Source organism: Salipiger marinus (genome assembly GCF_900100085.1).
Lineage (GTDB): Bacteria > Pseudomonadota > Alphaproteobacteria > Rhodobacterales > Rhodobacteraceae > Salipiger > Salipiger marinus.
The window spans coordinates 1-22,051 of record NZ_FNEJ01000010.1; the positions used below are offsets into that span (position 1 = coordinate 1).

Here is a 22,051-nt window from a genome sequence, read left to right on the forward strand (position 1 = left end):
CACACGCTACGACAAAACCGCTGAGAGCTTCTTGGGCTTCATCGACATCACCTCCATCCGACTTTGGCTGCGCCTTTTGTCAACATGACCTAGCAGAGCCTACTCAGGATTCAGGCCGCTGAAGACGTCGGCCTTCAAGCCACTGTGCAGAACATGGTTCACTCCTCGCGAGCATCTCTGGGGATTATGATGCGCTGATCTTGACCTGCCCCCTAAGGGCCCCTCATTCATAGCGAGAGGCTGCAGGTTGGATTTTGGCATTCGCGTGCTCCGTCAGAAGCAAGCGCGCCGGGCGCAGAGCCCTCAAGTTGCTCAAGCGCTCGGCGCGCTTGTTGCGAGGGGTGGTTGCCCAGCGAGGAGTGCGGTCTGACCGTGTTGTAGTCGTAGCGCCACAGGGCGAGCTTCCGCCGCGCATCGTCCAGGCTGTCAAAAAGCTCCTCGTTCAAGAGCTCGTCTCGCAGGCTGCCGTTGAAGCTTTCGACGAAAGCATTCTGCTGGGGCTTGCCCGGATCGATGTAGTGCCATGGCACCTCGTTCTCGTCGACCCATTTCAGGATCGCCCGGCTGGTGAACTCGGTTCCATTGTCACTGACAATGCAACCGGGCTTGCCGTAGATCCGGATCAGGGCGCTGAGCTCACGGGCAACCCGTGCGCCGGACAGGCTGGTGTCCGCCACGAGGCACAAGCATTCCCGGGTGGAATCATCGATCACCGCCAGGATCCGGAACTTTCGCGAGGCGCCGCAGCTGTCAGACACGAAGTCCCAGGACCAGCGAGCGTTGGGCCACGCGGCAACCGGCATCGGCGTCCTGGTTCCGCGTGCCCGTTTTCGGCCGCGTCGTCGCTTCACCGACAGACCTTCCTCGCGGTAGATGCGATAAAGCTTCTTGTGATTCATGCTCATGCCCTTGCGTTCCAGCAACACACCGATCCGGCGATAGCCGAACCGACGCCGCATGTCGGCGATGTCCTGCATCTCCTTGCGGATGTCAGCGAAATCCGGCGAGCGTTTACGCGCGGTGCGTCTTGGGATCGACACCGATCAGCCTGCAGGCCCTGAGCTACGAGATGTCATGATCCCGCATCACCCGGAGCACCGCGTCTCGCCGCCTGGTCAATGTCGTCAGTTCTTTCCCGGCAGATCCTTCGGCACGACGTTGTCCAGCATCGTGTCCGCCAGCAGGCGCTGAGCCGGGCGTTCTCATCCTCGAGGGCCTTCAGCCGGGCGGCTTCGGACACTTCCAGTCCGCCATACTTGGACGTCAGCTTGTAGAACGTTGCGGCGCTCAGGCCGTGCCTGCAGCATACTTCCGCAGTCGGCATCCCGTTCTGCGCTACGATTGATCCACTGGATCAATCGCTTAACGCTTGAACCCTACTCCCTGATTATCCCGATTATCTGCGCCTCGGTGAAACGGCTCTTTAGCATTCGTCTGCTCCTTCAGAGGTGCCGCAGACTCTCCATTGAGGTGAGCGATTTCGCGGCGGGCAGGTCAAACGAATTAGGCGAATGGAATGCTGTTCAGCTAATGTCGATCTTGACGCGCGCATCTCCACGCATTCTCTTCCATATTTTCCGACAGCTTACTCACATGATCGTGTCAGTGCCGATCCTGCACCAGTGGCGCAACTCGTCCCAACGCCAAATGAGCATCCCGTCCTGCACAAGGCTCCTCACCCTCTTTGAACTCCGGGACCCGCAACCCTCGCACGAACAGTGCCAGGGAGACCACGGGCCGAGTCAGTTCGCTGCGATCATGATGTCTCGGCCTGATCCACGGCCTGAAGCCGCCGCAGAAACAGCAGCGCCTCCAGTTTCTGAGCCTGTTGCCGTTCTGCATCTGACTGTCGGGCCTGCCTTTCGCGGGACTGCAGAGACGCCACCGCCTCGTCGCGCGAGAACGCGAGGCGGGCAACCGCGAGGTGGTGGGCTTGGCGCGCGCGCACCATGGCCATCTGCCGGTTGATCTCCATCCGTCGGCTGGTCAGCCAGCCCTGCCACAGTGTATCTGCGCCGATCAGGCGCTGCAGAGACACAGCTTGCGCCGCAGAACGTGCCGCTTCCCGCATTCTGTCGATCTCTCCCTGCTCCGCCCGCAGCCGGTCTTCTTCCAGACGTTCACGACGCACATCTTCGAGCGCGCGCGCGCGTAGCAGCGAGGTGATGTGGCGCAGCTCGCCAAGGTCTGAAGTTTTTCCGGTCATCGCGCGCCTCCTGGGACTGCCTTCGATTTTTGCCGCATCTCTTCGGCAAACCGGATCGCGGCAGCGACGGCGCGATAATGATCCCGGCTGATCTGTTGCCCTATCTTTGTGGAGGCAAACAGAGCACGGGCGGCGGGGGGATTCGAATGGATTGGAACTCCATGCTCCTCCGCAATTTCACGAATGCGACGCGCAATTTCATCCGCACCCTTCGCCACACATATGGGCGCCTCGCCCGGTTTTCGACTCCATTTCAGCGCCACAGCGTAATGGACAGGGTTAACGATGACCACATCGGCATTCGGGACGTCCAGCATCATCCGATTCATGGCAATCTCTTGTGCGCGTGCCCTGCGGTGCTGACGGAACATCGGATCGCCTTCGGATTCCTTGAATTCATCCCGAAGTTCTTTATGGGACATACGATTCCGTCTGAGATGTTCTCCATACTGCCAGAGGAAATCCAGAACGCCCAAAGTCATTGCAACCAAGGCTGCCAGAACCAGAAGCTGGGTCAGCAAAGCGGCCATCAGCATCGTGACCTGTCCCGGAGTTCCGCCAAGCGACCCCATCATCTGATCAAGGCGGTTGGACAGGAAGATCCCGAGCACCGAAGCATAGATGACCAGCTTCACAAAGCTCTTCATAAACTCGAAGAGTCCGCGCCGATCAAATTTGTTGCGCGCGTTTTCCAGCGGAGAGATGCGGCTAAGCTTCGGTGCAAGCCGTGAGGCCGTCACCGTCACACCTCGGCTGGCAAAGAGCACACACCCTACCAGAAGCGGCGGAAGCCCCAGCCATGACAAGAGCGGCGTCGTTGTCGATTGCAGCAGCCCCGCGGTGGCGGCTGTCGCCATACCGCCGAACAGCGCTTTTGACAGTTCTTCAGGCTGATCCAGCATAGGCAATAGCGACTCGCCAAATGACTCCAGCGACTGCCCACCCATAGCCAGGGCGGCCACCACCAGCCCGGAATAGGCGGCGGCCGTCAGAAGATCCGCAGATCGAGGAATCTCTCCCTTCTTTCGCGCGTCTTCCAGCTTTCGCTGCGACGCGTCATGAGATTTTTCGCCGTCATCATCCGCTGCCATGACATCACCAGAAGGGATTGGACAGAAAGGCGTCGACCCGATCCAGCCAGACCGCCAGCAGAAGGGGGGCAGCCAGCCCCAGAAGCGCAATGGCGCCGAAAGTGATTGCTGGAGCGCCGACAAAAGCCACCATCAGCTGCGGCATGGCTTTGTTGATGAAGCCCAAGGTCAGATTATACAGCGCTGAAAGGATGACAAAGGGTGCCGCCAGAGTGAAGGCGAGGGCAAAGCTTCGAGCGACTTCGGCCTGACCGGCTTCCGCGACCGCGCCCGGTGATGGCCAGGTGAGCGGTGGCAGGATTTCGTAGGACAAAATCAGGAAAACAGCAGCCTTCACATGAAAACCCGTGAGCATCAGCAGTGCCAGTGCCGCCGACGTCAGGATATGTCCGATTGAGGGAAGAGGTTCGCTGGTGCTGTTTCCCAGGAGCTGTGACAGGGAGGTGGCCTGAGCGGCAATTGTCCCGGCCATCTGCAAGGCAAACACGAAAAGCCGCAGTGTCAGACCAAGCAGCAGACCGGACACGGTTTCTGTCAGAAGCGCAGGCATAAAGACTTCCAGAGCCGGCGTAGCCTCGGGAAAGAACGGTTCAACCGCTGGCAGAACAGCGGCGGTAAGCAATCCTGCCAGAACAAGACGAATACGCACCGAAAGCCACTGCTCGCCAAGCCCAGGCAATGCGGTCAGCAGAGCCCCAATGCGCAGAAAAACCAGAAACCCGAGCCACAGCCCGTGAGAAAGCTGCGGAAATGCCTGCTCCAGCGCCGTCATGCGGCCACCACCCCAACCAGGGAGGGACGCGCTTCGATGCCAATTTCCTCGAAGGAAAGCACCGGGTTTGCGATCCCCTTTGCTGCCATGAGCGTTCGCAAAAAGCGCCTGCGCCGGGACGAAATGACAAGCGCTGGAAAGACCCCCCGTGCGCTGGCCTGAGCCACTTCGTCAGCAATGTTGCGGGTCAGCTGTTCGAACGCTTCGGGCGGCAATGCGACATCCAAGGCACCGCGCCCGCCGTCGATCTGGTAAGTGTTGAAGGTATCTTCCCATTCTGCGGCGAGCTGGATCAATGGAATCGTTCCGTCCTCCCTCCGCATGGCGGCGACAAGCTGGAAGCCAAGCCGCTGTCGGACATGTTCGCAGATGGCCTCCGGGGTTGAGTGATGTCCCCGGACTTCGGCCACCGCCTCCAGAATGAGGGGCAGGTTCCGTATGCTGACCTGTTCCTCAAGAAGCAGGCGAAGCGTCGCGTGCAGTGTATCGATCTGCACCTTGTCAGGAATGAGCTCGTCCAGCAGGCGCCGATTTGCCTCCGCGCGCGATTTGTCGCTGAGCGAGACCATCTCATCAAGAATGCGCCGAAGCGATTTCAACGTAAGAAGCCTGCCAAAATTCCGCTTGATGACTTCCAGCAGATGGGTCGCCAGAACCTCGGTCGGAGTTACGATGGTTGCGCCAGTGATGGCCGCCCGATCCTGATCAAGCGGACGGATCCATCGGGCGGGCGCACCATAGACCGGTTCAGTCACATCCCGCCCCTCGGGCAGCTGCCGCTTGTCATCAAGCATGAGCGCAAGCACCAGATCGGGGTTGAGCTCGCCGCGCGCCACCTCCACGCCATGGATGCGGATGACATAGACGCCGGTCGCCAGTGCCGGGGCGTCAGTCAGGCGAATCTCGGGCAGGATCAAGCCAAAGCCGGAAGCAATGTGACGGCGCATGTTGGCGATCCGGACGTCCAGACCAGTTCCGGGATCCAGAACCATGTTTACCAGATCAGGCGCGAATTCCACATGGATGTCATCAACATCCAGGATGTCTCCGATCGGCTTTTCACGCGGCGCTGGCGCTATCAGCTCAGCGGGTCCGGTCGCAGCCGTCGCGACGGGCTGCCGCGACAGGCGATAAGAGACAAATGACAGGATGACCGCGCCCAGCATGAAAGGCAGGAACGGCAGGCCCGGCACCAGCGCAAACAGGGCCATCAGCACTCCGACAGTCCCCAGCGCGGCGGGGTGCCGCGCCAGCTGGCTGATCATGGCCACGTCGGTGGCGCCGGTGGCACCTCCCCGCGCAAGAAGCAGACCCGAGGCGATGGAAATGATGACCGCGGGAATCTGCGACACCAGACCGTCCCCGACGGTGAGAATCGCATAGGTTTCAAACGCGTCGGAAACGGCCATGCCATGCCCGAAGATTCCCATGACCATGCCCATCACAAGGTTCAGCAGAGTGATGAGCAGCCCTGCGACCGCGTCTCCTTTGACAAACTTCGAGGCGCCGTCGAGAGAGCCGAAAAAGGTGGTTTCCTGCTGCTCCCGCTCGCGGCGCTGTTTGGCTTCAGCGTGGTCGATGGCGCCAGCTGCCATGTCGCTGTCGATGGCAAGCTGTTTGCCCGGCATTGCATCAAGGGCAAAGCGCGCGCCAACTTCGGCCATCCGTGCCGCGCCCTTGGTGATTACCGTGAAGTTGACGATCAGCAGCACGCCAAACACCACCAGGCCAAGGAACACGCTGCCGCCCATGACGAAATTCGCGAACCCCTCGATCACCTCACCCGCAGCGCCCGTGCCGGTATGTCCCTGACCGATAATGAGTTTGGTCGAACTGACATTGAGCGACAGCCGAAGCATCAGCGATGCCAGCAGGATGGTCGGGAAGGCAGAGAAGTCGAGCGGCCGTTCGATGAACAACGTGACGGTAAAGATCAGGATGGCCACGCCGAATGAGGCAGCAAGACCGATATCCAGCACCCAGGATGGCATGGGCAGGATCATCATCACGATGATCGCCATCAACGCGACAGCGAGAAACACTGTCGGCCGGAAATAGGAGTCGGAGCGGCTCGCCATATCTACTGTGTCTCCCGCGCGATCAGCGGGCGAATCCGGACAGAAATCGGCGTCAGGGACGCCAGCGCCCGCTCCCCCCCTGCGCGCAGCAAGGGATAGTCATTCTGGCGCGCGGCACTCACCATCCGGAGGGATCCGGCATCGAGTTCGGCAGAAATCTGTGTGAACCGGGCCTTGTACCGGGCCGCAAGCTCGGGAGTGCCGCTGTGATAGAGCCCTGCCGCCTCGGTCCAGTCTCCCGTGCGGGCGTAAAGCTCTGACAGGAAATGCGCCGCATAGCGGGCATTTTCCACCGGTGCGAACATGGCATCAAGCGAGGGGAACTTGTCAGCATGCCAGCGATGATTGATCTGGAAACATCCGATATCGATGCTGCGCCTGCCCTCCTCCAGATGCTGGCGGACATGAGCAAGCGCCTCCGGCTCGGAGGGAAACCATGCTCCCGTCCCCTCGACATTGACCGTCCAGGGCCAGGGCTGCACCTGTCCGTCCTTCAGCCGACCAGTTTCCGTACGCGAGAGCGCCATAAGCACAGCGAGTGGCACGCCGCTTTGCACCGACGCCTCCGCGGCGGCCTGATCACAGACGGACCCGGCCGGGACCGCCGCAGAAACGGAAAAAGGGGACATAGGGAGCATCCCCGCCAGACACATCACCGCCCTGCTGGAGAAGCGATGCCGCACAAGCAGCACAGCGGCGACGTTGATCATCTCAATCCCCTTGTTTGCGATATGTTCTGAGCTTTACCGCCAGAGTGGTTGAAATTTGGTATCTGGCTTGGCTGTCTCAGTCCTGAAGCCGCGTTTCTTCCAGCAGGCTTCGCAGCGTTTGCAACGTCTCTGCACCAGACGCGGCGAGCGTTTCCCCAAGCGCCAAGGTGATGGGCGCGGCTTCAAGATCCGGTAGCTCAGATCGAACGAGGTCGGCAGTGGCGGCATAGGTCGGTTCTGCACCATTTTCCAAGGCCGCCCAGTCCCCTGCCAGCCAAGCCGCATCCTGCGCCTCGTCGCTGCGGCCCAGCCGGGCGAAGGCGTCGGCTGCAAAGGTAAAGTCCTGCATCATTTCGCGGGCCTGGACGCGCAGGGCCAAAACGTCTTCACCCTGCAACCCGATCAGCGCAATTTCCGCTGCTTCGGGTTCGCCGCCTGCCAGATGCCTGCGGGCGAGCAGCAGCGCCTTGCGCCTGTCCTCCGGCTCGGCGGCATATCTCCCCAGCCACTGGTCCGCACTGTCGGGCAAATTCAGTTCCAGAAGGCGCGACGCCACATCCAGCGACACATCCCCGTCAAGACCGGGAAGCGCAAACACGTGCGGGTCAAGCACATGGCGCAGGAAAAGCGGCGTTTCCGCCATTTCGGCCATCACCTGCACCACTTCCGAAGCGGCTTTCGCCAGTGTGGCGTCCGGAATTTCGTCGGTCTGCAGAAGCTCCGTCACCGCTTCCTGAAACTGCCCGTTGGCCCATAGCGAACGCACATGTGCCAGCCAAATATCCGGGCCCTGTTCGGTCTTGCGCAGCTCTGTCACATAGGCGGCGGAAAGGTCTGTCAGGCGTGCCGGGACCGGAGCCCCCTGCTGCGTCGCAACTTCGATCGCGGCGGTCACGGCCTCTGCGGTGCGCGGCCCGTTTTCATGGGTGAACGAGTCGAGCACCGATTTTGCAGCCTCAATCTCTCCGGACAGAAGATCGATCCGCGCTCCTGTGAACTGCATTTCCTGGCTGACGCTGCCGGTGGCCCGCTGCAGACGAGACAGCACGTTCCGCGCCGTATCTTCGTGCCCCGCCTGAGCTAACCGGGTCGCGAGCTGAGGTCCCAGCAGATCGCGCAGCACCAAAGGCAGCGCTTCAAAAGCCCGCAGGACGGCGGCATCATTGATCTCGGCCCGGTCGGCACCGTTGCCACCCGCAAGAACCGACCACAAAGCTGCAGCACCGTCGCATTCTGTCTGACCGTCAAAGACGCCAAGATCACCCTGCTTGCCGTCAACAATCAACGCAAGCGCCGCAAGAAGCTCGGGCGGGCGCTCCTCATCAAGCGCGAGCAAAGCCCGTGCTTCCACCCCGAAGCCGATGGACAGATAGGCGCGAACCAGATCATGCATCACCTCGCGATCCAGCCGGTCACGACCATCATAGAGCCTGCTGCGCAGTGCCGGAATATGGCTGTCGAGCGGCGTGTCAGCCTCTCCGCCCCACGCGGACAGATCCAGCGCCGAGTCAGCCGTGCACGGGATTTGACCGCCAAGCCTTATGCGTTGCTCCGGATCGCTTGGCTGTGACGGGACGAGCGAAGCTCCCACATGCTCCCGTGCTTTCTGAGGCAGGGCAGCCGGCGGCTTCGAAGGGCTGGGCGGTTGTGCAAGCAGCCGCGGATCAAGCACCGTCTCCAGAAGGCCCTGAGTGGCGGCGCTGGCCACCTGCTGCGCCAGTGATTGCTCGAACTCCGTCAAATCGGTCAGCATCCGGGTATCTTCCTCCGCCCGGATCCGGTCCTGAAAGAAGGGTGCCGGCATCAGCGGGTTTTCGACCTGTCTGGGACCAATCCCCGGATCGGCCCCCAGACGAACTTCCGAGAGCATCCCGGTTTCCGGAGCGGAATTTTCGTCTGGCGGCACCACATCCTGTGCCTCCGGCAAAGATTCCCCCACATCCAGCACCATCATGCGATCGCCCGCGCGGAACAGCCGTGTGCCGCAGGCGCAGCCAAAACGGATGTCCAGCCCTGCCCCGTCCGGAAGAGCTGTCACGGAAGCAATCCGCGTCCGGGTGATGCGGTCAAACACCTGAGATGTGTCGAGACGATATCCCGGCCCGGGCAGTTTCAGCAGCGTGCCGCCACCGTCCGCCAAGGGTGCAGCAGTGATTTCGACCCCGGCAGGCAGGTCCAGCACAAGCCGGGTGAAGTCCCCATGTTCCCCAGACCGGACCAACACCGTCTGTGCTCCGGCTGCCGAAGCCAGAAGCCATAGGAAAATGGAGACCCTCAGGATGCGGATCATGCCGCCTCCTGCTTGACGGATTTCAGCGCCTCTTCCAGATCGACAAAGCTGGGGCGGAAATGCGCCGGAGTATTCTGACGACCGACCTCGATACAGATGTTTGTGGCGTGGTTGTGCAGGTTGGCCACAAGCACCTCTCGGATCAGCTGATAGAAATGCAGATCCTCTTCGACAACCGCTTTCACCTTTACGGCAAATGGCCCGGCGAACCCATAGGCGAGGAAGACCCCCAGAAAGGTCCCGACCAGGGCACCGCCAATCAGCTTGCCCAGCACTTCCGGCGGCTGGTCGATGGAGCCCATGGTCTTGATGACCCCGAGCACGGCAGCCACGATGCCAAGGGCGGGAAGAGAATCCGCCATGCTTTGCAAGGCGTGGCTGGAATGCATGCGATGATGCTCCACCGCCTCGATGCGCTTGTCCAGAACCTCTTCGACCTGATGGGGATCGTCATAATTCATGGACATGGAGCGCATGGTGTCGCAGATCAGTTCGATCGCCAGCTTGTCGCCCTGAATTTTCGGATAGCGCGAAAAGATCGACGAGTCCTTGGGCGATTCCACATGTTCTTCGATGGCGACCGGGCTTTGCCGGGCAAGGCGGATCAGTTCGAACAGCAGGCAGAGCAGGTCCTTGTAGTCAGAGGTCTTCCATTTTGGCCCCTTGAAGACCTTGCCCATATCCGCGAGCGTATGCTTGACGACGCTCCCGTCATTCCCGATGAGAAAGGCGCCCACGGCGGCCCCCCCGATCATCATCATTTCGAAAGGCAGCGCCTTGATGATGATCGCCATTTTGCCACCAGCGGCGATGTAGCCGCCGAACACCATGGCAAAGATCACAACGATCCCGATGATTCCCAGCATCTGGGCAGCTCCTAAATCAGCCTTCGTAACCGGATAGACCGCCGACCGTTAAGATGGCCTTTCGCGGCGAGCTCAGCGTCACATCACCACGAATTCCGCATGCAGCGCGCCTGCGGCCTTGATGCTTTTCAGAATGTCGATCATGTCGCGCGGGGACACACCCAGCGCATTGAGCCCGGCGATGACCTCTGACAGGCTGGTGCCGCCCGGAACTTCCGCAAGCCCGATGCCGGGCTCTTCGACAATATCCGCTTCGGTGCGGGGGACGGCGATGGTCTCGCCTTCGGCAAAGGGGTTGGGCTGCACCACGATCGGCGCTTCCTGAATGCGCAGCGTCAGGTTGCCCTGCGACACGGCAACCCGGGAAATCCGCACATCTTCCCCCATGACGATGGTGCCCGACCTCTGGTCGACCACGACCCGTGCCCGGCGCTGCGGTTCCACCGCAAGGTTCTCAATCGCCACGACGGCCCGGGCGGGAGAACTGGCGCCCGTGCTGAGCAGGTCGACCGACACGGTGCCGGCATCCGTCATGTTGGCCGCACGCCGCCCCACCGCCCGGTTGATCGCCGCTTCGATCCGGGCGGCGGTGGTAAAGTCCGGCTCGCGCAGCGCCAGCCGCAAGGTGGACAGATCCTGAAACTCGAAATCCACCTCGCGTTCGATCCGCGCCCCGGCGGGAATGACCCCGGAGGTCGGCACCCCCTGCACCACACGACCGGCATCACCTTCGGCTTCGACCCCGCCCGCGATCACCGTCCCTTGCGCCACGGCATAAATCTGGCCATCCGCGGCATTGAGCGGCGTCATGATGAGCGTTCCCCCCAGCAGGCTTTTGGCATCCCCGATTGCCGATACCGTCACGTCGATCTGGCCACCGGCGCGGCCAAAAGGCGGCAGTCGCCCGGTGACAAACACGGCTGCGACATTGCGGGGGCGAAACTGCTCTCCGGTGACGTTCACTCCGAGCCGTTCCAGAATATTCTGCATGATTTCTTCGGTGAATGGTGCGTTCCGCAAACCGTCGCCCGTGCCGTTCAGCCCGACCACCAGCCCGTAGCCCACCAGATCGTTGGCGCGGACGCCGTCGACCTCCACCAGATCCTTGATCCGCACCGCCTGCGCCTCGGTCTGCCCCGCCATGGCCGCAACCGCCAGCGTCACGCCCAGCAAAAGCCGTCGCATCAGAAGAACTCCGTCAGCGACATGCGTGAGGAACGTACGGTAATCGCATAAAGCGCCTCCAGCTGGGAGCGGGTGTTCTCGTAGCGGGCGGCGGTGTCGAACTGGTCGATCCCCACCAGATCCAGCCGGGCGAGGCTCATCGCGGTGGTCTCGGCAGCATTGCGCGTGGTGGTTTCCTCGATCCGGGCTTCCAGCGCGCCAAGGCCCGCGCGCAATTCCACCACCGGAGCCTGCGCCTGCAGCAGATCACGACCCGCTTTCGCCATAAGACCCGTCTGCACCTCCAGAGGCAGGCCAAGCGTCGGATCGGTGGCCAGCGCCGCCTTGGCCATCATCTTCAAGACGTCCCGGAACACCTGATTGTCCGCGCGGATGTCCAGGGCCGCGGTTTCGGTCCGGCTCAGCCGCAGCGGCGCAAGACCGTCCTGCGATCCAAGATAGCCCATCGTCTCGAACCCGCCGCCGGAACCGAACCATGCGTCGAGCGCGGCATCCACCCCGGCCACCGTCGTCTCTCCGGCAAGCGCGCCGCGCAGATCGGCCAGCATCGCCTCCGGATCCGCCAGCGGAGGCGTGTCGGTCGTGGTTCCGGCAAAAAGATAGCGGCCGCCAATCCCCCGGTTCAGGCCGCTGACCATCTGTCCAAAGGCATTGCTCGCCTCTTCCGACAGGGTGGAGAGCATTTCTGACGACGGGGTCAGCGCCGCCGAAAGCAGAACCTGCGAGACGGCCTCGGCGCGGGTCTGGATTTCGGACAGTGTCGTCTGCATCGTCCCCGCCAGCAGCGAGGCTTCCGCGGTATTGAGACGAAAGGCCTCCAACTGCGCGAGGGTGCGGTCAATGGCGACCAGACCGGTGACATCCCCCGCCAGATGGGTGGCTGGATCGCGGACGAACCCCGTGGCGAGTTCGACCCCGAGCTGATCCATCTCGCGGTTGAGCCGTGTGTGATGCGTCCGCAGCAGCAGCGTGCGCGCCATGTCTCCGACAGTGTTCATTCCCGCTCTCCTCAGATGTTCAGAAGTCTCTGCATCAGTTCGTCGACGACGGTCATCACCCGGGCATTGGCGGCATAATGCTGTTCGATCAGCATCAGGTCCTGCAGCTCGGCGTCGGTATCCACGCCCTTGGACAGCTCCAGCTCGCGCAGCGCCGTATTCTGGGCGCGGCTGAAGCTTTGTTCGGAGTCGGCCCGGACGCGCGACATCGCCACCTGCGACTGCAGATCCGCCACATGCTGGCCAAAGCTCTTGGGTCCAGTGCCCAGCGCAATCGACGCCGGGGTCCGCAGCGCCTCCAGCGCATCGGCATAACCATTGATCAGCGTGGCATCCCCCACGGCCCCCGTCACGGCGGCGCCGAGCCCGTCGCGCAGGCGCCAGGATCCGGCACCTCCGGGGGCGACCAGCGCATTGATGCGGATCCGGCCTGCGATGCCGGTTTCGTCACCCGGATCAAAAGCAAGCCCGGCATCGGTGAACAGCCCCGCATCGGTGGCGCCAAGCGTGGCATCCGGGCCGCCCGGACCAAAACGGTCGATCAGATCACGGGCCAGCGCATCCAGCGCCACCTGCGTCGCCACCCCGGCCTCGTCGCGGATCAGCAGCTGCGCACCCAGCGTGCCTCCCCCCAGCGGTCCGGCATTGCTGGCGCGAATGGCTCTACCGTTCAGGGTGATGCCCGACAGCAGCCCGTTATCCTGCGTCATGTCGCTGGTGACGGTCGCCACGGGGGTGAAGCCAAGAACCGCAGGCGCGCTGTTGATGTCGGGATCAAGCAGCACCGTGCCGGATCCCGCGTAAAGCGCCACCATGCCCCGGTCGCGCTGGACACTGCGCAGCGGCACGATCCCGGACACGCTGTCGATCACCCGCTGCCGTTCATCCATCAGCGAGGAAGCATCGCCATTGCGCAGCACCGTGTCAGAAATCGCCACGTTCAGCCGGTCGACCCGGGACAGGGCACTGTTCAGCGCCTCGACCTGCGTCGCGATGGCCGTATCCGCCTCGGTCCGGGCGGACTGGACGCCAGCGCTGATGACCGTCAGCTTGGCCGCCAGATCCTGCGCCGCCAGCGCCACGGCATCCAGCCGCTGGGTCGAGGCCGGATCGCTGGATGCCGTCAGCAGCGCGTTCTCGAACGTGGCATAACGTTCGGTCAGCGATCCTGCCGCGCCGCTTGCGCCAAACAGGGTCTCCACCTGAGTGGCATAGGACTGCAGGCTGTCGGCAAAGCCCGACTGTGCGTCGGAAAGCCTGCGATCCGACAGCACCGCCGCATCTTCAAGCCGCACGACCCCGTCGATCCAGACCCCTCCGGAGGTGCCGCTGCTGCGCGGAGACAGCTCCAGCACCCGACGGCCATAACTTTCGGTCGTCGCGTTGGAAATGTTGGACGAGACGAGTCCCGCCTTGCGGCTGTTTGCGGTAAGGCCGCTCAATGCGTTGGAAAGGGCTCCGGTCAGCGACATTCAGCGGCCTCCGTTCATGGGCTCTGCAGCGCGTCAGCGCTTGAGGTTGGTGGTTTCCTGCAGCATGTCGTCCACGGTCTGGATGACCTTGGCATTGGACGTGTAGGCGCGCTGCGTCTTGATCATGTCGGTCAGTTCGCGCGCCACATCGGTCGCGGATTCCTCCCGCGAGAAGGATTTGATCTCGCCAGTGGGACCATCCCCCGCATCCCAGAGGAAATAGGCGCCGCTGTCGGAAGAGGGTTTGAAGGTCTGGTTGTCCATCGCGATCATGCCGTTCACGTTCGGCAGATCCGCCAGCGGCACCTGATACAGCGTCTTGGAAATGCCGCTGTCATAAAGCGCACTGACATAGCCGCTGCCATCGACCTCGACCGAGATCATGCTGCTGACCGGGGATCCGTCCTTGACCACGGAGAGCGGGGTGAAGCTGTCGGAAAGCTGCGACAGGCCGGTGGTGCCGCCAACCGCGCCAAGGTCGAATTCGATGGGCCCCCCTGCCACGGTGACCGTGGCAAGGCCGGTCGCCGCGTTATAGGCGCCGCCGGTCACCGTCGCCACGGAGAGCAGTCGACCGCCGCCGGTGCGGCTGTCGTCGAAGGTCAGGGTGTATTCGCCAACCACCGTTCCGCCAGAGGCCGAATCCTCCATCACCAGCGTCCATTCGTTGGAGGTGCCGGTGGCGGGGACCGTGGGGGTGAAGGTCAGGCTGATGTTCTGCGACACGCCAAGATTGTCGAAATACTCGATGGACAGGTTTTCCGAGGCGCCATCGGCCCCCGCCATGGTGCCAGTGGCGGGCAGGTTCAGCGTCATCGCGACGCTGGTGGTCGGATCCCCCTGAAGAGCGCGATTGAACTGGATCGGCTCCAGCCCGCCCACCGTATCGCGCGGGAAGGCCGGGATGCTGCCATCAAGGTTGGCGGGCCAACCCATCAGGTAATATCCCGCCTCATTGGCCAGATACCCCTCGTCATTGACGCGGAACGAGCCGGTGGAGGTCAGCAGCATCTCCGGACTGGCGGGGTTGCGGTCATATTGCGGTCCCGCGACCACGGGCAGCAGACCCTTGCCGCTGACCGCAAGATCGGTGGCGTTGCTGGTCGTGGCCAGCGCCCCCTTCTGGTCCACCAGCCGCAGGTTCTGCGACACCACCCCGCCCGCAGTGAAACTGCGACCCGTGTTGTTCATCACGATCGCATTGAACTCTGTCTCTGCCCGCCGGTAGCCATAGGTGGAGGCATTGGCGATGTTGTCGGAAATGCTCGCCAGTCGGCTGGCATTTGCGCTAAGCCCTGAAACGCCCGCGTTGAGGGACGACGAAATGGTCATGGACACGCCTTTCTGCTGTCGCGGTTTCGAGATGTCCCGGCAACAGATACGCGCGGCAGCTTAATGGGCCGCTAACAGCTAAAATCCAAGCCATTCCCCCCTCCTCAGCGGTCGCGCAGAAAGATCACCTCCAGCCGGGTGTTGCGCGGATCCATCGGGTTGTCATGCGCGGGATCGCGGTCGGCATGGGCGGTCACGCGAGCCACACGGTCGCGGTCCAGCCCCTCCCGCCAGAGCAGGTCGCGCATATGCCCGGCATGCTGCGCCGATTCATCCCAAGCCGGATTTTTTGCCAGAACAATGGGATAGGCCCGCACATGCCCCTCCACCGCTACCGGATTGCTGACCATGTCGGCCACCCGTGCCACCGCCGCAGCCAGCCGTTCCAGCAGCGGCGTCGGCCTGCCGCTGTCGTCGAACAGCCGCGACTCGGCGGTCTCGTAGAGTTCGACCACCAGACCTTCGTCGGTCAGCCGGGTCACGATATGCCGCATCAGACCATCATCCAGCGCGCTTTCGCCGGTGCGGCCCAGCAGCTTCTGTTCAAGCTCGCGCAGCGCCTCTTCTTCGGCATCCTGCGCCTCGCCCTGCGTGAAGGTGCCGCGTGCGGAATCGCTTTCCGCCGGCCTCTCGCTGGTGGCGCCGGTGCCGACCTGCGGCAGCGTCATCTCGGAAAACGTGTTGTCCCCGCCCAGCATGCCAGTGCCGCCCCCGGAAATCCGGGCCACGGCAATCGTCGGATTGAAGTAATCCGCAAGTCCCTTGCGCTGTTTTTCCGTCGTCGCGTTCAGCAGCCACATCAACATGAAAAAGGCCATCATCGCCGTCACGAAGTCGGCATAGGCGACTTTCCAGGCCCCGCCATGGTGCCCCCCGCCGCCAACGACCTTTTTCCTTTTGATGATGACCGGCGCGACATTGCTGTCCGCACCCATCTCCACCACCCTTCCAAACTCACCCGGCGTCAGGAATAGCGCAACGGGTCTTACCGCCCGCTTAACAATTCAAAATGTGGGGGGATCCCTGTGGCGGAGCCGTGCCGAATATCCCACAGCGCGGCACCCTGCCCCGCCCGTGAATGGACAGACGGCGCATTTCGGACTAGCTCTGGTTCCAACACGGCACAGGGATCCGGGGGTGACATGGCGACGTGGCTGGGCAAGACAGCGGCACTGGCCGCAACGGCAGGTCTGACGGGCCTCGCCGCGCCGGTATGGGCCGACACGCTGCCGGCCTTCAACCTGTATGGCCTGCCGGGCCTGATCGACATGCCCACCGCCGAACCTGCCCCTGACGGCACGCTTGCCCTGACCTATGGCTATGTCGGCGGCGCGAACCGCGGCTCGCTCAGCTTTCAGCTGGCCCCGCGGCTGAGCGGCACCTTCCGCTACACCGGGATTCAGGATTTCGACCATCCGGCCTCGGTGGACGGGATCTATTATGATCGCAGCTTCGACATCCGCTTCCAGATCTTCACCGAAACCGACTGGCGGCCTTCGGTCGTGATCGGGCTGCAGGATTTCATCGGCACCGGCATCTATAGCGGCGAATACCTCGTGGCGACCAAGACTCTGGCGCCGGGGCTGGCGGTGACCGCCGGTCTGGGCTGGGGGCGGCTTGGCAGCTATGGCGCGATGACCTCGGTCGGCACGCGCTCCGACACCATTCTAGGCACTGGCGGCCAGCCCACCGCCGACCGCTGGTTCCGCGGCGATGTCGCGCCCTTTGGCGGGATCAGCTGGTCCCCCGACAAACGGCTGACGGTCAAGCTGGAATACTCCTCGGACGATTATGAGGAGGAACGGCGCAGCAGCGATTTCGACCATGGCATGCCGGTCAATCTGGGGCTGGATTACCGCTTCGACAATGGCACGCAGCTGTCGCTGTATTATGCCTATGGCTCCACCGTGGGCGCACAGCTGACCCTGCCGATCAACCCCAAGACGCTGGGGGTGCCCGGCGGCACCGAAAGCGCCGGTCTGCCGGTGAAGCCGCGCGCGCCCGGCAGCGCAGCCGATCTGGGCTGGACCAGCGACCTGCCCGGCACCAGCGACTCCGTGGAAGCCCAGCTTGCCCGCGCGCTGGAACGCGAGAATCTGGAGCTGCAGGGCTTCCGGCTGGAACCCACGCGCGCCACGCTGCGGGTCCGCAACGACACCTACGGCGCCCCGGCGCAGGCCATCGGGCGCACGGCGCGGGTGATGACCCGGCTCCTGCCCGCCTCGGTCGAGGAGTTTGTCATCATCCCGTCGGATCGCGGCATGGCGCTGTCGGCGGTGACGATGCGGCGCAGCGATCTGGAACGGCTGGAACAGGACGCGGCGGTGGACATGCTGGCCCGCACCAGCTTTTCGGACGCGCAGCGCATCGCCCCCCCCGTCGACCTGCAAAGCCATCCGCGCTTTACCTGGTCGCTTGGCCCCTCGCTGTCCTACAGCACCTTCGACCCGGACGATCCGCTGCGGGTGGATATCGGCGCGTCCCTGCGCGGCAAGCTGGAGATCACGCCGAACATCGTGCTGCGCGGCGCGCTGACAAAGCGCGTTTTCGGCAATCTGGACGAGATCGACCGCGAGAGCGAATCCGCCCTGCCCCGCGTGCGCACCGATTACGGCGTCTTCGCGCGGGAGGGGGATCCCTCGCTGCGCACCCTGACGCTCAGCTTTTACGGACGGCCCGCGCCGCAGGTCTACAGCCGCCTGACGCTGGGCTATCTGGAAAGCATGTATGCCGGGGCCTCTGCCGAAGTGCTGTGGAAGCCGGTTTCCAGCCGCCTCGCGCTTGGGGCAGAGCTGAACTATGTCGAACGCCGCGATTTTGACCAGCAGTTCGGCCTGCAGGGCAACGAGACGACCGACCCCGTCAGCGGCATCACCCGGAGTTTCCCGAAGGTGAACGGCCATGTCTCGGCCTATTACGATTTTGGCGGCGGCTATAACGGGCAGCTGGATGTGGGCCGCTATCTGGCGGGCGATACCGGCGCCACGCTGACCTTCAGCCGGGAATTCGTGAACGGCTGGAAGATCGGCGCCTTCGCCACGCTGACCGACGTGTCGGCGGATGATTTTGGCGAGGGATCCTTTGACAAGGGCATCATGCTGACCATCCCGCTGGCTATCGGCACTGGAACCCCCTCGCGCGAGGGCACCGATGTCACGATCCGCTCGGTGCAGCGCGACGGCGGCGCGCGGCTGTCGGTGCCTGACCGGCTTTACGAACTGGTGCGGGAGGGGCATGAACCGGATGTCGCCGCGTCCTGGGGGAGGTTCTGGCGATGACCGGCACACGCTTGCGCCAAGGGATCGGGCTCTGCGCCCTGCTGACCGCTCTGGCCGCCTGCGGCAACGATCCGCAGCGTCCGCGAATTCTGGAAACCGCCTATCAGACGCTGTTCCAGCGCGGCGAAACGGCCCCGTCCGAAGTGACCGGCCAGCAGATCCTTGCCACGCTTCAGGCCACCGACCGGCCCGTGATCTACCTGTCCATCGAGGACCGCAAATCGCAGGCGCTGGCCGTGGAAATCCAGCAGAACGGCGCCTATGACACCTTCGCCACCACCGAACGGCAGTCCTTCACCCTGCGGAACGGCTATATCGTGGCGACACGGGGTCTGGGCGGCGATCTGATGTCGGTGGAGGAGGACGCGGTTCTGGCGCTGATCCGCGCACGGCAGACCGGCACCGCCACGTATGTCATGCGCTTTCTCACCGCCGAAGACGTGACCGAGGAACTGACCTATCGCTGCGGCGTCGAACCCGACCAGACCGTGCCGGTCAGCATGGGGCTGATCAATGCCACCGGCACCGAAATGGTGGTGGCCTGCACCGGAGAGGACGGTCCGCCCTTCGTCGATTACTTCGTGGTCAGCGCGGAGGGTGAAATTCTCGGCTCCAAGCAGTGGCTGGGAACCACCACCGGATATGTCGCGATGCACCGCGTCCGGCTGTAATCGCGCGTCAGTTCAGAGGGATCCGCCGGATCACCGTGGCCGCGATCAGGCGCAGATCGTAACACAGGCTGCGCCGCCGGGCATAGATCAGGTCCAGCCGCGCCTTGCGGGGCACGCAGCGGCGGCAATAGACCGCTTCGGTCTGGTCGGCATTGCGGCAGGGCGCCAGCAGACGCTCCTCGGTCCGGTGAAAGGCCAGCGTGGCCAGCCCGGTGACGCCGGGGCGCTGCCGCAGCACCTGCGCGTAAAGCTCCGGAAACATCTCCACATAGCGGCGCAGCGGCGGGCGCGGCCCGACAAAGCTGATATCGCCGCGCAGGATGTTCCAGAGCTGCGGCAGTTCGTCCAGACGGTAGCGGCGCAGGAAATGCCCCGTGCGGGTGATGCGATCCGCCTTGTCGCCCCCCGACACACCGCGATCGGCGCCATCGGGGCGCATCGTGCGGAACTTCCACAGCAGGAAGCCGCGCTGCGGCGTGGTCATGCGTTCGGACAGATACAGCACCGGGCGCCCGTCGCGCAGCAGGATCAGCCCCGCGAGGCCCAGCAGCAGCGGCATCCCAACCACCAGCAGCAGCAGCGCCAGCCCCAGATCCAGCAGCCGTTTCGACAGGGTCACGCGCAGGGCTCCGCGGCGCACATCGGCAGGATCCTGCCCAAGCTGGCGCCACACTGGCAAGCCTTGGTCACCCGGGCCGGTTCAGGGCCAAATTCCGTCCGTTTGCGTTGCAAAACTCCGACGCTCCGCCGCTTGTGCCGGTCCTATGCACTTCCCCGGGACCAAGAAACTGTCTATCACCGAACCTGACCGGCAAGAAAGCCCGCAAACGGGTAAACGACTGCTTCGGGAGGCCCCGTGTTGATGACGTCTCGTATCCTGATCGCGCTTCTGGCTGGCGCTACGGCGCTGTCGGCCTGCAGCCTGCCCCGGGGGGCGGCGCTGCAATCCGAAGTCCTGCGCGAAGCCGATGCCGAAATTCCCAGCTTTCAGGTCATGCCCGTCACCCGCGCCACCATGCCCCTGATCGCAAGCTGGCCGCGCACCGGCGAAGGCCATGATACCGCGTGGCCCCGCACCGCCACCGGGTCCAGCGAAAGCGTCATCCAGACCGGCGACAAGGTCGACATCACCATCTGGGACAGTCAGGAAAACTCGCTGATCACCACGCCCACGCAGAAATCCACGGCCATGCCCGGGGTCGAGGTGGCTGGCGATGGCACGGTCTTCGTGCCCTATGTCAACGAGGTGCAGATCCGCGGACTGACCCCTGCCGCCGCGCGGGCGCGCATTCAGGCCAAGCTTGAATCCATCGTGCCCTCGGCGCAGGTGCAGCTGAGCCTGACGCAGGGCCGCGGCAATTCGGTGGAACTGGTGGGCGGCGTGTCCAGCCCCGGCGCCTTTCCGATGCCGTCACGCAATTACAAGATTCTGGGCCTGATCGCGGATGGCGGCGGCATCAGCAGCAGCCTGCGCAACCCCCGCGTTCGGCTGATGCGCGGCGGCACGACCTATGAAATCTCTGCCGGAACGCTGCTGGAATCCAGCGATTACAACGCGCTGCTTTATCCCGGCGATACCATCATCGTCGAGGAAGACGACAAGAGCTTTACCGCGCTTGGCGCTTCGGGCACCGAAAGCCTGATCTACTTCCCCAAGGACCGGCTGACCGCGCTGGAAGCCATCTCGCTGATGGGGGGCCTGTCCGACCAGCGGGCGGATCCCAAGGGCGTGCTGGTGCTGCGCGAATATGACGTGCGGCATCTGCGGTCGGGTTCGGGGGCGCCCAACATGCAGCAGGTGGTGTTCACCTTCGATCTGACCTCGGCGGACGGGCTGTTTGCGGCGCGCAAGTTTGGGATCAATCCCGGCGATACCGTGCTTGCGACCGAAAGCCCGGTGACCCGGGCGCAGACCATCTTTGGTCTGATCGGCAATGCCTTCGGCGTCAGCCGTCAGGTCGCCACCATCTCCAACTGACCGACAGGGGCGCAGCAGACCTGCGCCCCCACCCTCGGCTCAGCTTTCCGGCGACAGCGAAGCCAGATAGGCGAAGACATCCGCGCCGCCATCCTTCAGCTTGAAGGTCATGGCAGAGCGTGCGCCCGCATCGCCGGTAAATTCCTTCAGAAAGGCGGTGGGATCCTGCACATAGGCCACGAAGGCGGCCTCGTCCCAGACCAGCCCCTGTTCCGCCGCCGCCTGCAGCGACGCCTTGTAGCGGAAATCCGGATCGGCTGCGGCGGGCTGCCCGGCCACCCCGAACAGGTTCGGGCCGGTCCTGCCGCCGCGCTGGATCACCTCTCCGGCCGGGTCGGCGATCATGTGGCAGGCGCGGCAGCGCGTCTCAAAGGTTTTCTGACCGGTGGCCACGTCGCCTTCGGCATGGGCGGCGGTGGCAAGGGTCAGGGTGGTCAGGGCTATGGCCAGTCTGGCGGTCATCTCGGGGTCTCCCAATGGCGTCTCCACCCCCCGTGTCTAACCAAGCCGGGCAGCAAGCGCGCTGCGACCTATTGCCAGCGCGCCGCTTGACCCCGCCTGCCGTCCGGGGGAAACAGCCCCCCGCATCACCCCAAGGAGGTCCGGTCATGGCCGAACTCATTCCCGCATGGGACAAGGGCAGCCTGCTGCCGCTGGACAAGATCGAGGTGCATCGCCGCGGCCTGCGCCATATGGCCGTGTCGGTGTTCGTCCAGCGCGGCGGCCAGACGCTGCTGCAGCGCCGCGCCTTGGGAAAATACCACACGCCGGGGCTTTGGGCGAATGCCTGCTGCACCCATCCGCACTGGCAGGAGCCCGCCGCCACCTGCGCCGCCCGCCGTCTGGGGCAGGAACTGGGCCTGCATGGGCTGAGCCTGACCCATCGCGGACAGGTCGAATACCGCGCCGAGGTGGGGCAGGGCATGACCGAACATGAGGTGGTCGACATCTTCACCGCCACCGCCCCCGAAGGGCAGGAGCCGCAGCCCGATCCCGCAGAAGTGATGGACACTGCATGGCTGCCGCTGGCGGATCTGCCCGCGCGGATCGCCGCCACGCCCGAAGAGTTTACGCCATGGCTGCGGATCTATCTGGCGCGTCACGCCGCGATGATCTTTGGCTAG

18 protein-coding genes and 2 pseudogenes are annotated in these 22,051 nt (G+C 63.7%); 5 read left to right on the top strand and 15 right to left on the bottom strand.

Annotated elements, in window-relative coordinates:
* Positions 1–88 (top strand): annotated as a pseudogene (locus BLR51_RS27160) (IS5/IS1182 family transposase); the annotation flags it as partial.
* Between the two features lie 139 nt (positions 89–227).
* Here BLR51_RS27160 and BLR51_RS12580 read toward each other — a convergent pair.
* The 13 genes and pseudogenes from BLR51_RS12580 to BLR51_RS12640 all read right to left on the bottom strand — a co-directional run bounded on the left by BLR51_RS12580 (position 228) and on the right by BLR51_RS12640 (position 15,935).
* A pseudogene (locus tag BLR51_RS12580) lies at positions 228–1,358 on the bottom strand (IS3 family transposase).
* Between the two features lie 398 nt (positions 1,359–1,756).
* Positions 1,757–2,206 carry a hypothetical protein gene (locus BLR51_RS12585; protein WP_089847453.1) on the bottom strand — a complete coding sequence of 150 codons (450 nt, stop codon included), beginning with the start codon at positions 2,204–2,206 and terminating at the stop codon, positions 1,757–1,759.
* Positions 2,203–3,297, bottom strand: a complete 1,095-nt coding sequence (locus tag BLR51_RS12590) for an EscU/YscU/HrcU family type III secretion system export apparatus switch protein (protein ID WP_089847455.1) — start codon at positions 3,295–3,297, stop codon at positions 2,203–2,205. The genes BLR51_RS12585 and BLR51_RS12590 overlap by 4 nt, the downstream gene beginning before the upstream one ends.
* Positions 3,298–3,301: 4 nt before the next feature.
* Complete coding sequence (locus BLR51_RS12595; RefSeq protein WP_089847457.1) at positions 3,302–4,069, bottom strand: flagellar biosynthetic protein FliR; 768 nt, start codon at positions 4,067–4,069, stop codon at positions 3,302–3,304.
* Positions 4,066–6,147, bottom strand: coding sequence for a flagellar biosynthesis protein FlhA (gene flhA, locus BLR51_RS12600; RefSeq protein ID WP_089847459.1), 2,082 nt, complete (start codon positions 6,145–6,147; stop codon positions 4,066–4,068). The genes BLR51_RS12595 and flhA overlap by 4 nt, the downstream gene beginning before the upstream one ends.
* A 2-nt stretch (positions 6,148–6,149) precedes the next feature.
* Positions 6,150–6,857, bottom strand: a complete 708-nt coding sequence (locus BLR51_RS12605) for a transglycosylase SLT domain-containing protein (protein WP_242656722.1) — start codon at positions 6,855–6,857, stop codon at positions 6,150–6,152.
* A 76-nt stretch (positions 6,858–6,933) separates the two neighbouring features.
* A complete protein-coding gene (locus BLR51_RS12610; RefSeq protein WP_089847461.1) occupies positions 6,934–9,147 on the bottom strand; it encodes a hypothetical protein in 2,214 nt (737 codons plus the stop codon).
* On the bottom strand, positions 9,144–10,013 hold the full coding sequence (motA, locus tag BLR51_RS12615; RefSeq protein WP_089847463.1) for a flagellar motor stator protein MotA: 870 nt from the start codon (positions 10,011–10,013) through the stop codon (positions 9,144–9,146). Before motA ends, BLR51_RS12610 begins: the two co-directional genes overlap by 4 nt.
* A 78-nt stretch (positions 10,014–10,091) precedes the next feature.
* Complete coding sequence (locus tag BLR51_RS12620; RefSeq protein ID WP_089847465.1) at positions 10,092–11,198, bottom strand: flagellar basal body P-ring protein FlgI; 1,107 nt, start codon at positions 11,196–11,198, stop codon at positions 10,092–10,094.
* Positions 11,198–12,196, bottom strand: coding sequence for a flagellin (locus BLR51_RS12625; protein ID WP_089847467.1), 999 nt, complete (start codon positions 12,194–12,196; stop codon positions 11,198–11,200). Before BLR51_RS12625 ends, BLR51_RS12620 begins: the two co-directional genes overlap by 1 nt.
* Before the next feature lie 11 nt (positions 12,197–12,207).
* On the bottom strand, positions 12,208–13,668 hold the full coding sequence (flgK, locus tag BLR51_RS12630; protein WP_089847469.1) for a flagellar hook-associated protein FlgK: 1,461 nt from the start codon (positions 13,666–13,668) through the stop codon (positions 12,208–12,210).
* 33 nt (positions 13,669–13,701) lie between these two features.
* A complete protein-coding gene (locus BLR51_RS12635; RefSeq protein WP_089847470.1) occupies positions 13,702–15,000 on the bottom strand; it encodes a flagellar hook protein FlgE in 1,299 nt (432 codons plus the stop codon).
* 104 nt (positions 15,001–15,104) lie between these two features.
* Positions 15,105–15,935, bottom strand: coding sequence for a flagellar motor protein MotB (locus BLR51_RS12640; protein WP_089847472.1), 831 nt, complete (start codon positions 15,933–15,935; stop codon positions 15,105–15,107).
* A gap of 207 nt (positions 15,936–16,142) precedes the next feature.
* Between BLR51_RS12640 and BLR51_RS12645 the strand changes: the two genes are divergently transcribed.
* Together BLR51_RS12645 and BLR51_RS12650 are read left to right on the top strand one after the other, a co-directional pair.
* The gene (locus BLR51_RS12645) at positions 16,143–18,278 is read left to right on the top strand and encodes a YjbH domain-containing protein (protein ID WP_089847474.1); all 2,136 of its coding nucleotides are present in this window, start codon (positions 16,143–16,145) and stop codon (positions 18,276–18,278) included.
* Positions 18,275–18,949, top strand: a complete 675-nt coding sequence (locus BLR51_RS12650; RefSeq protein WP_089847476.1) for a YjbF family lipoprotein — start codon at positions 18,275–18,277, stop codon at positions 18,947–18,949. Before BLR51_RS12645 ends, BLR51_RS12650 begins: the two co-directional genes overlap by 4 nt.
* Positions 18,950–18,956: 7 nt before the next feature.
* Here the strand turns inward: BLR51_RS12650 and BLR51_RS12655 are convergent, their stop codons facing one another.
* Positions 18,957–19,568 carry a sugar transferase gene (locus tag BLR51_RS12655; RefSeq protein ID WP_089847802.1) on the bottom strand — a complete coding sequence of 204 codons (612 nt, stop codon included), beginning with the start codon at positions 19,566–19,568 and terminating at the stop codon, positions 18,957–18,959.
* Positions 19,569–19,811: 243 nt separating this feature from the next.
* On the opposite strand from BLR51_RS12655, the gene BLR51_RS12660 reads away from it, so the two are divergent.
* Positions 19,812–20,927, top strand: coding sequence for a polysaccharide biosynthesis/export family protein (locus BLR51_RS12660; RefSeq protein WP_089847479.1), 1,116 nt, complete (start codon positions 19,812–19,814; stop codon positions 20,925–20,927).
* Between the two features lie 39 nt (positions 20,928–20,966).
* Here BLR51_RS12660 and BLR51_RS12665 read toward each other — a convergent pair whose 3' ends face one another.
* Positions 20,967–21,389 (bottom strand): c-type cytochrome, encoded by a 423-nt coding sequence (locus BLR51_RS12665; RefSeq protein ID WP_089847481.1) that lies wholly within the window; start codon positions 21,387–21,389, stop codon positions 20,967–20,969.
* Between the two features lie 146 nt (positions 21,390–21,535).
* Between BLR51_RS12665 and idi the strand changes: the two genes are divergently transcribed.
* A complete protein-coding gene (gene idi / locus BLR51_RS12670) occupies positions 21,536–22,051 on the top strand; it encodes an isopentenyl-diphosphate Delta-isomerase (RefSeq protein ID WP_089847483.1) in 516 nt (171 codons plus the stop codon).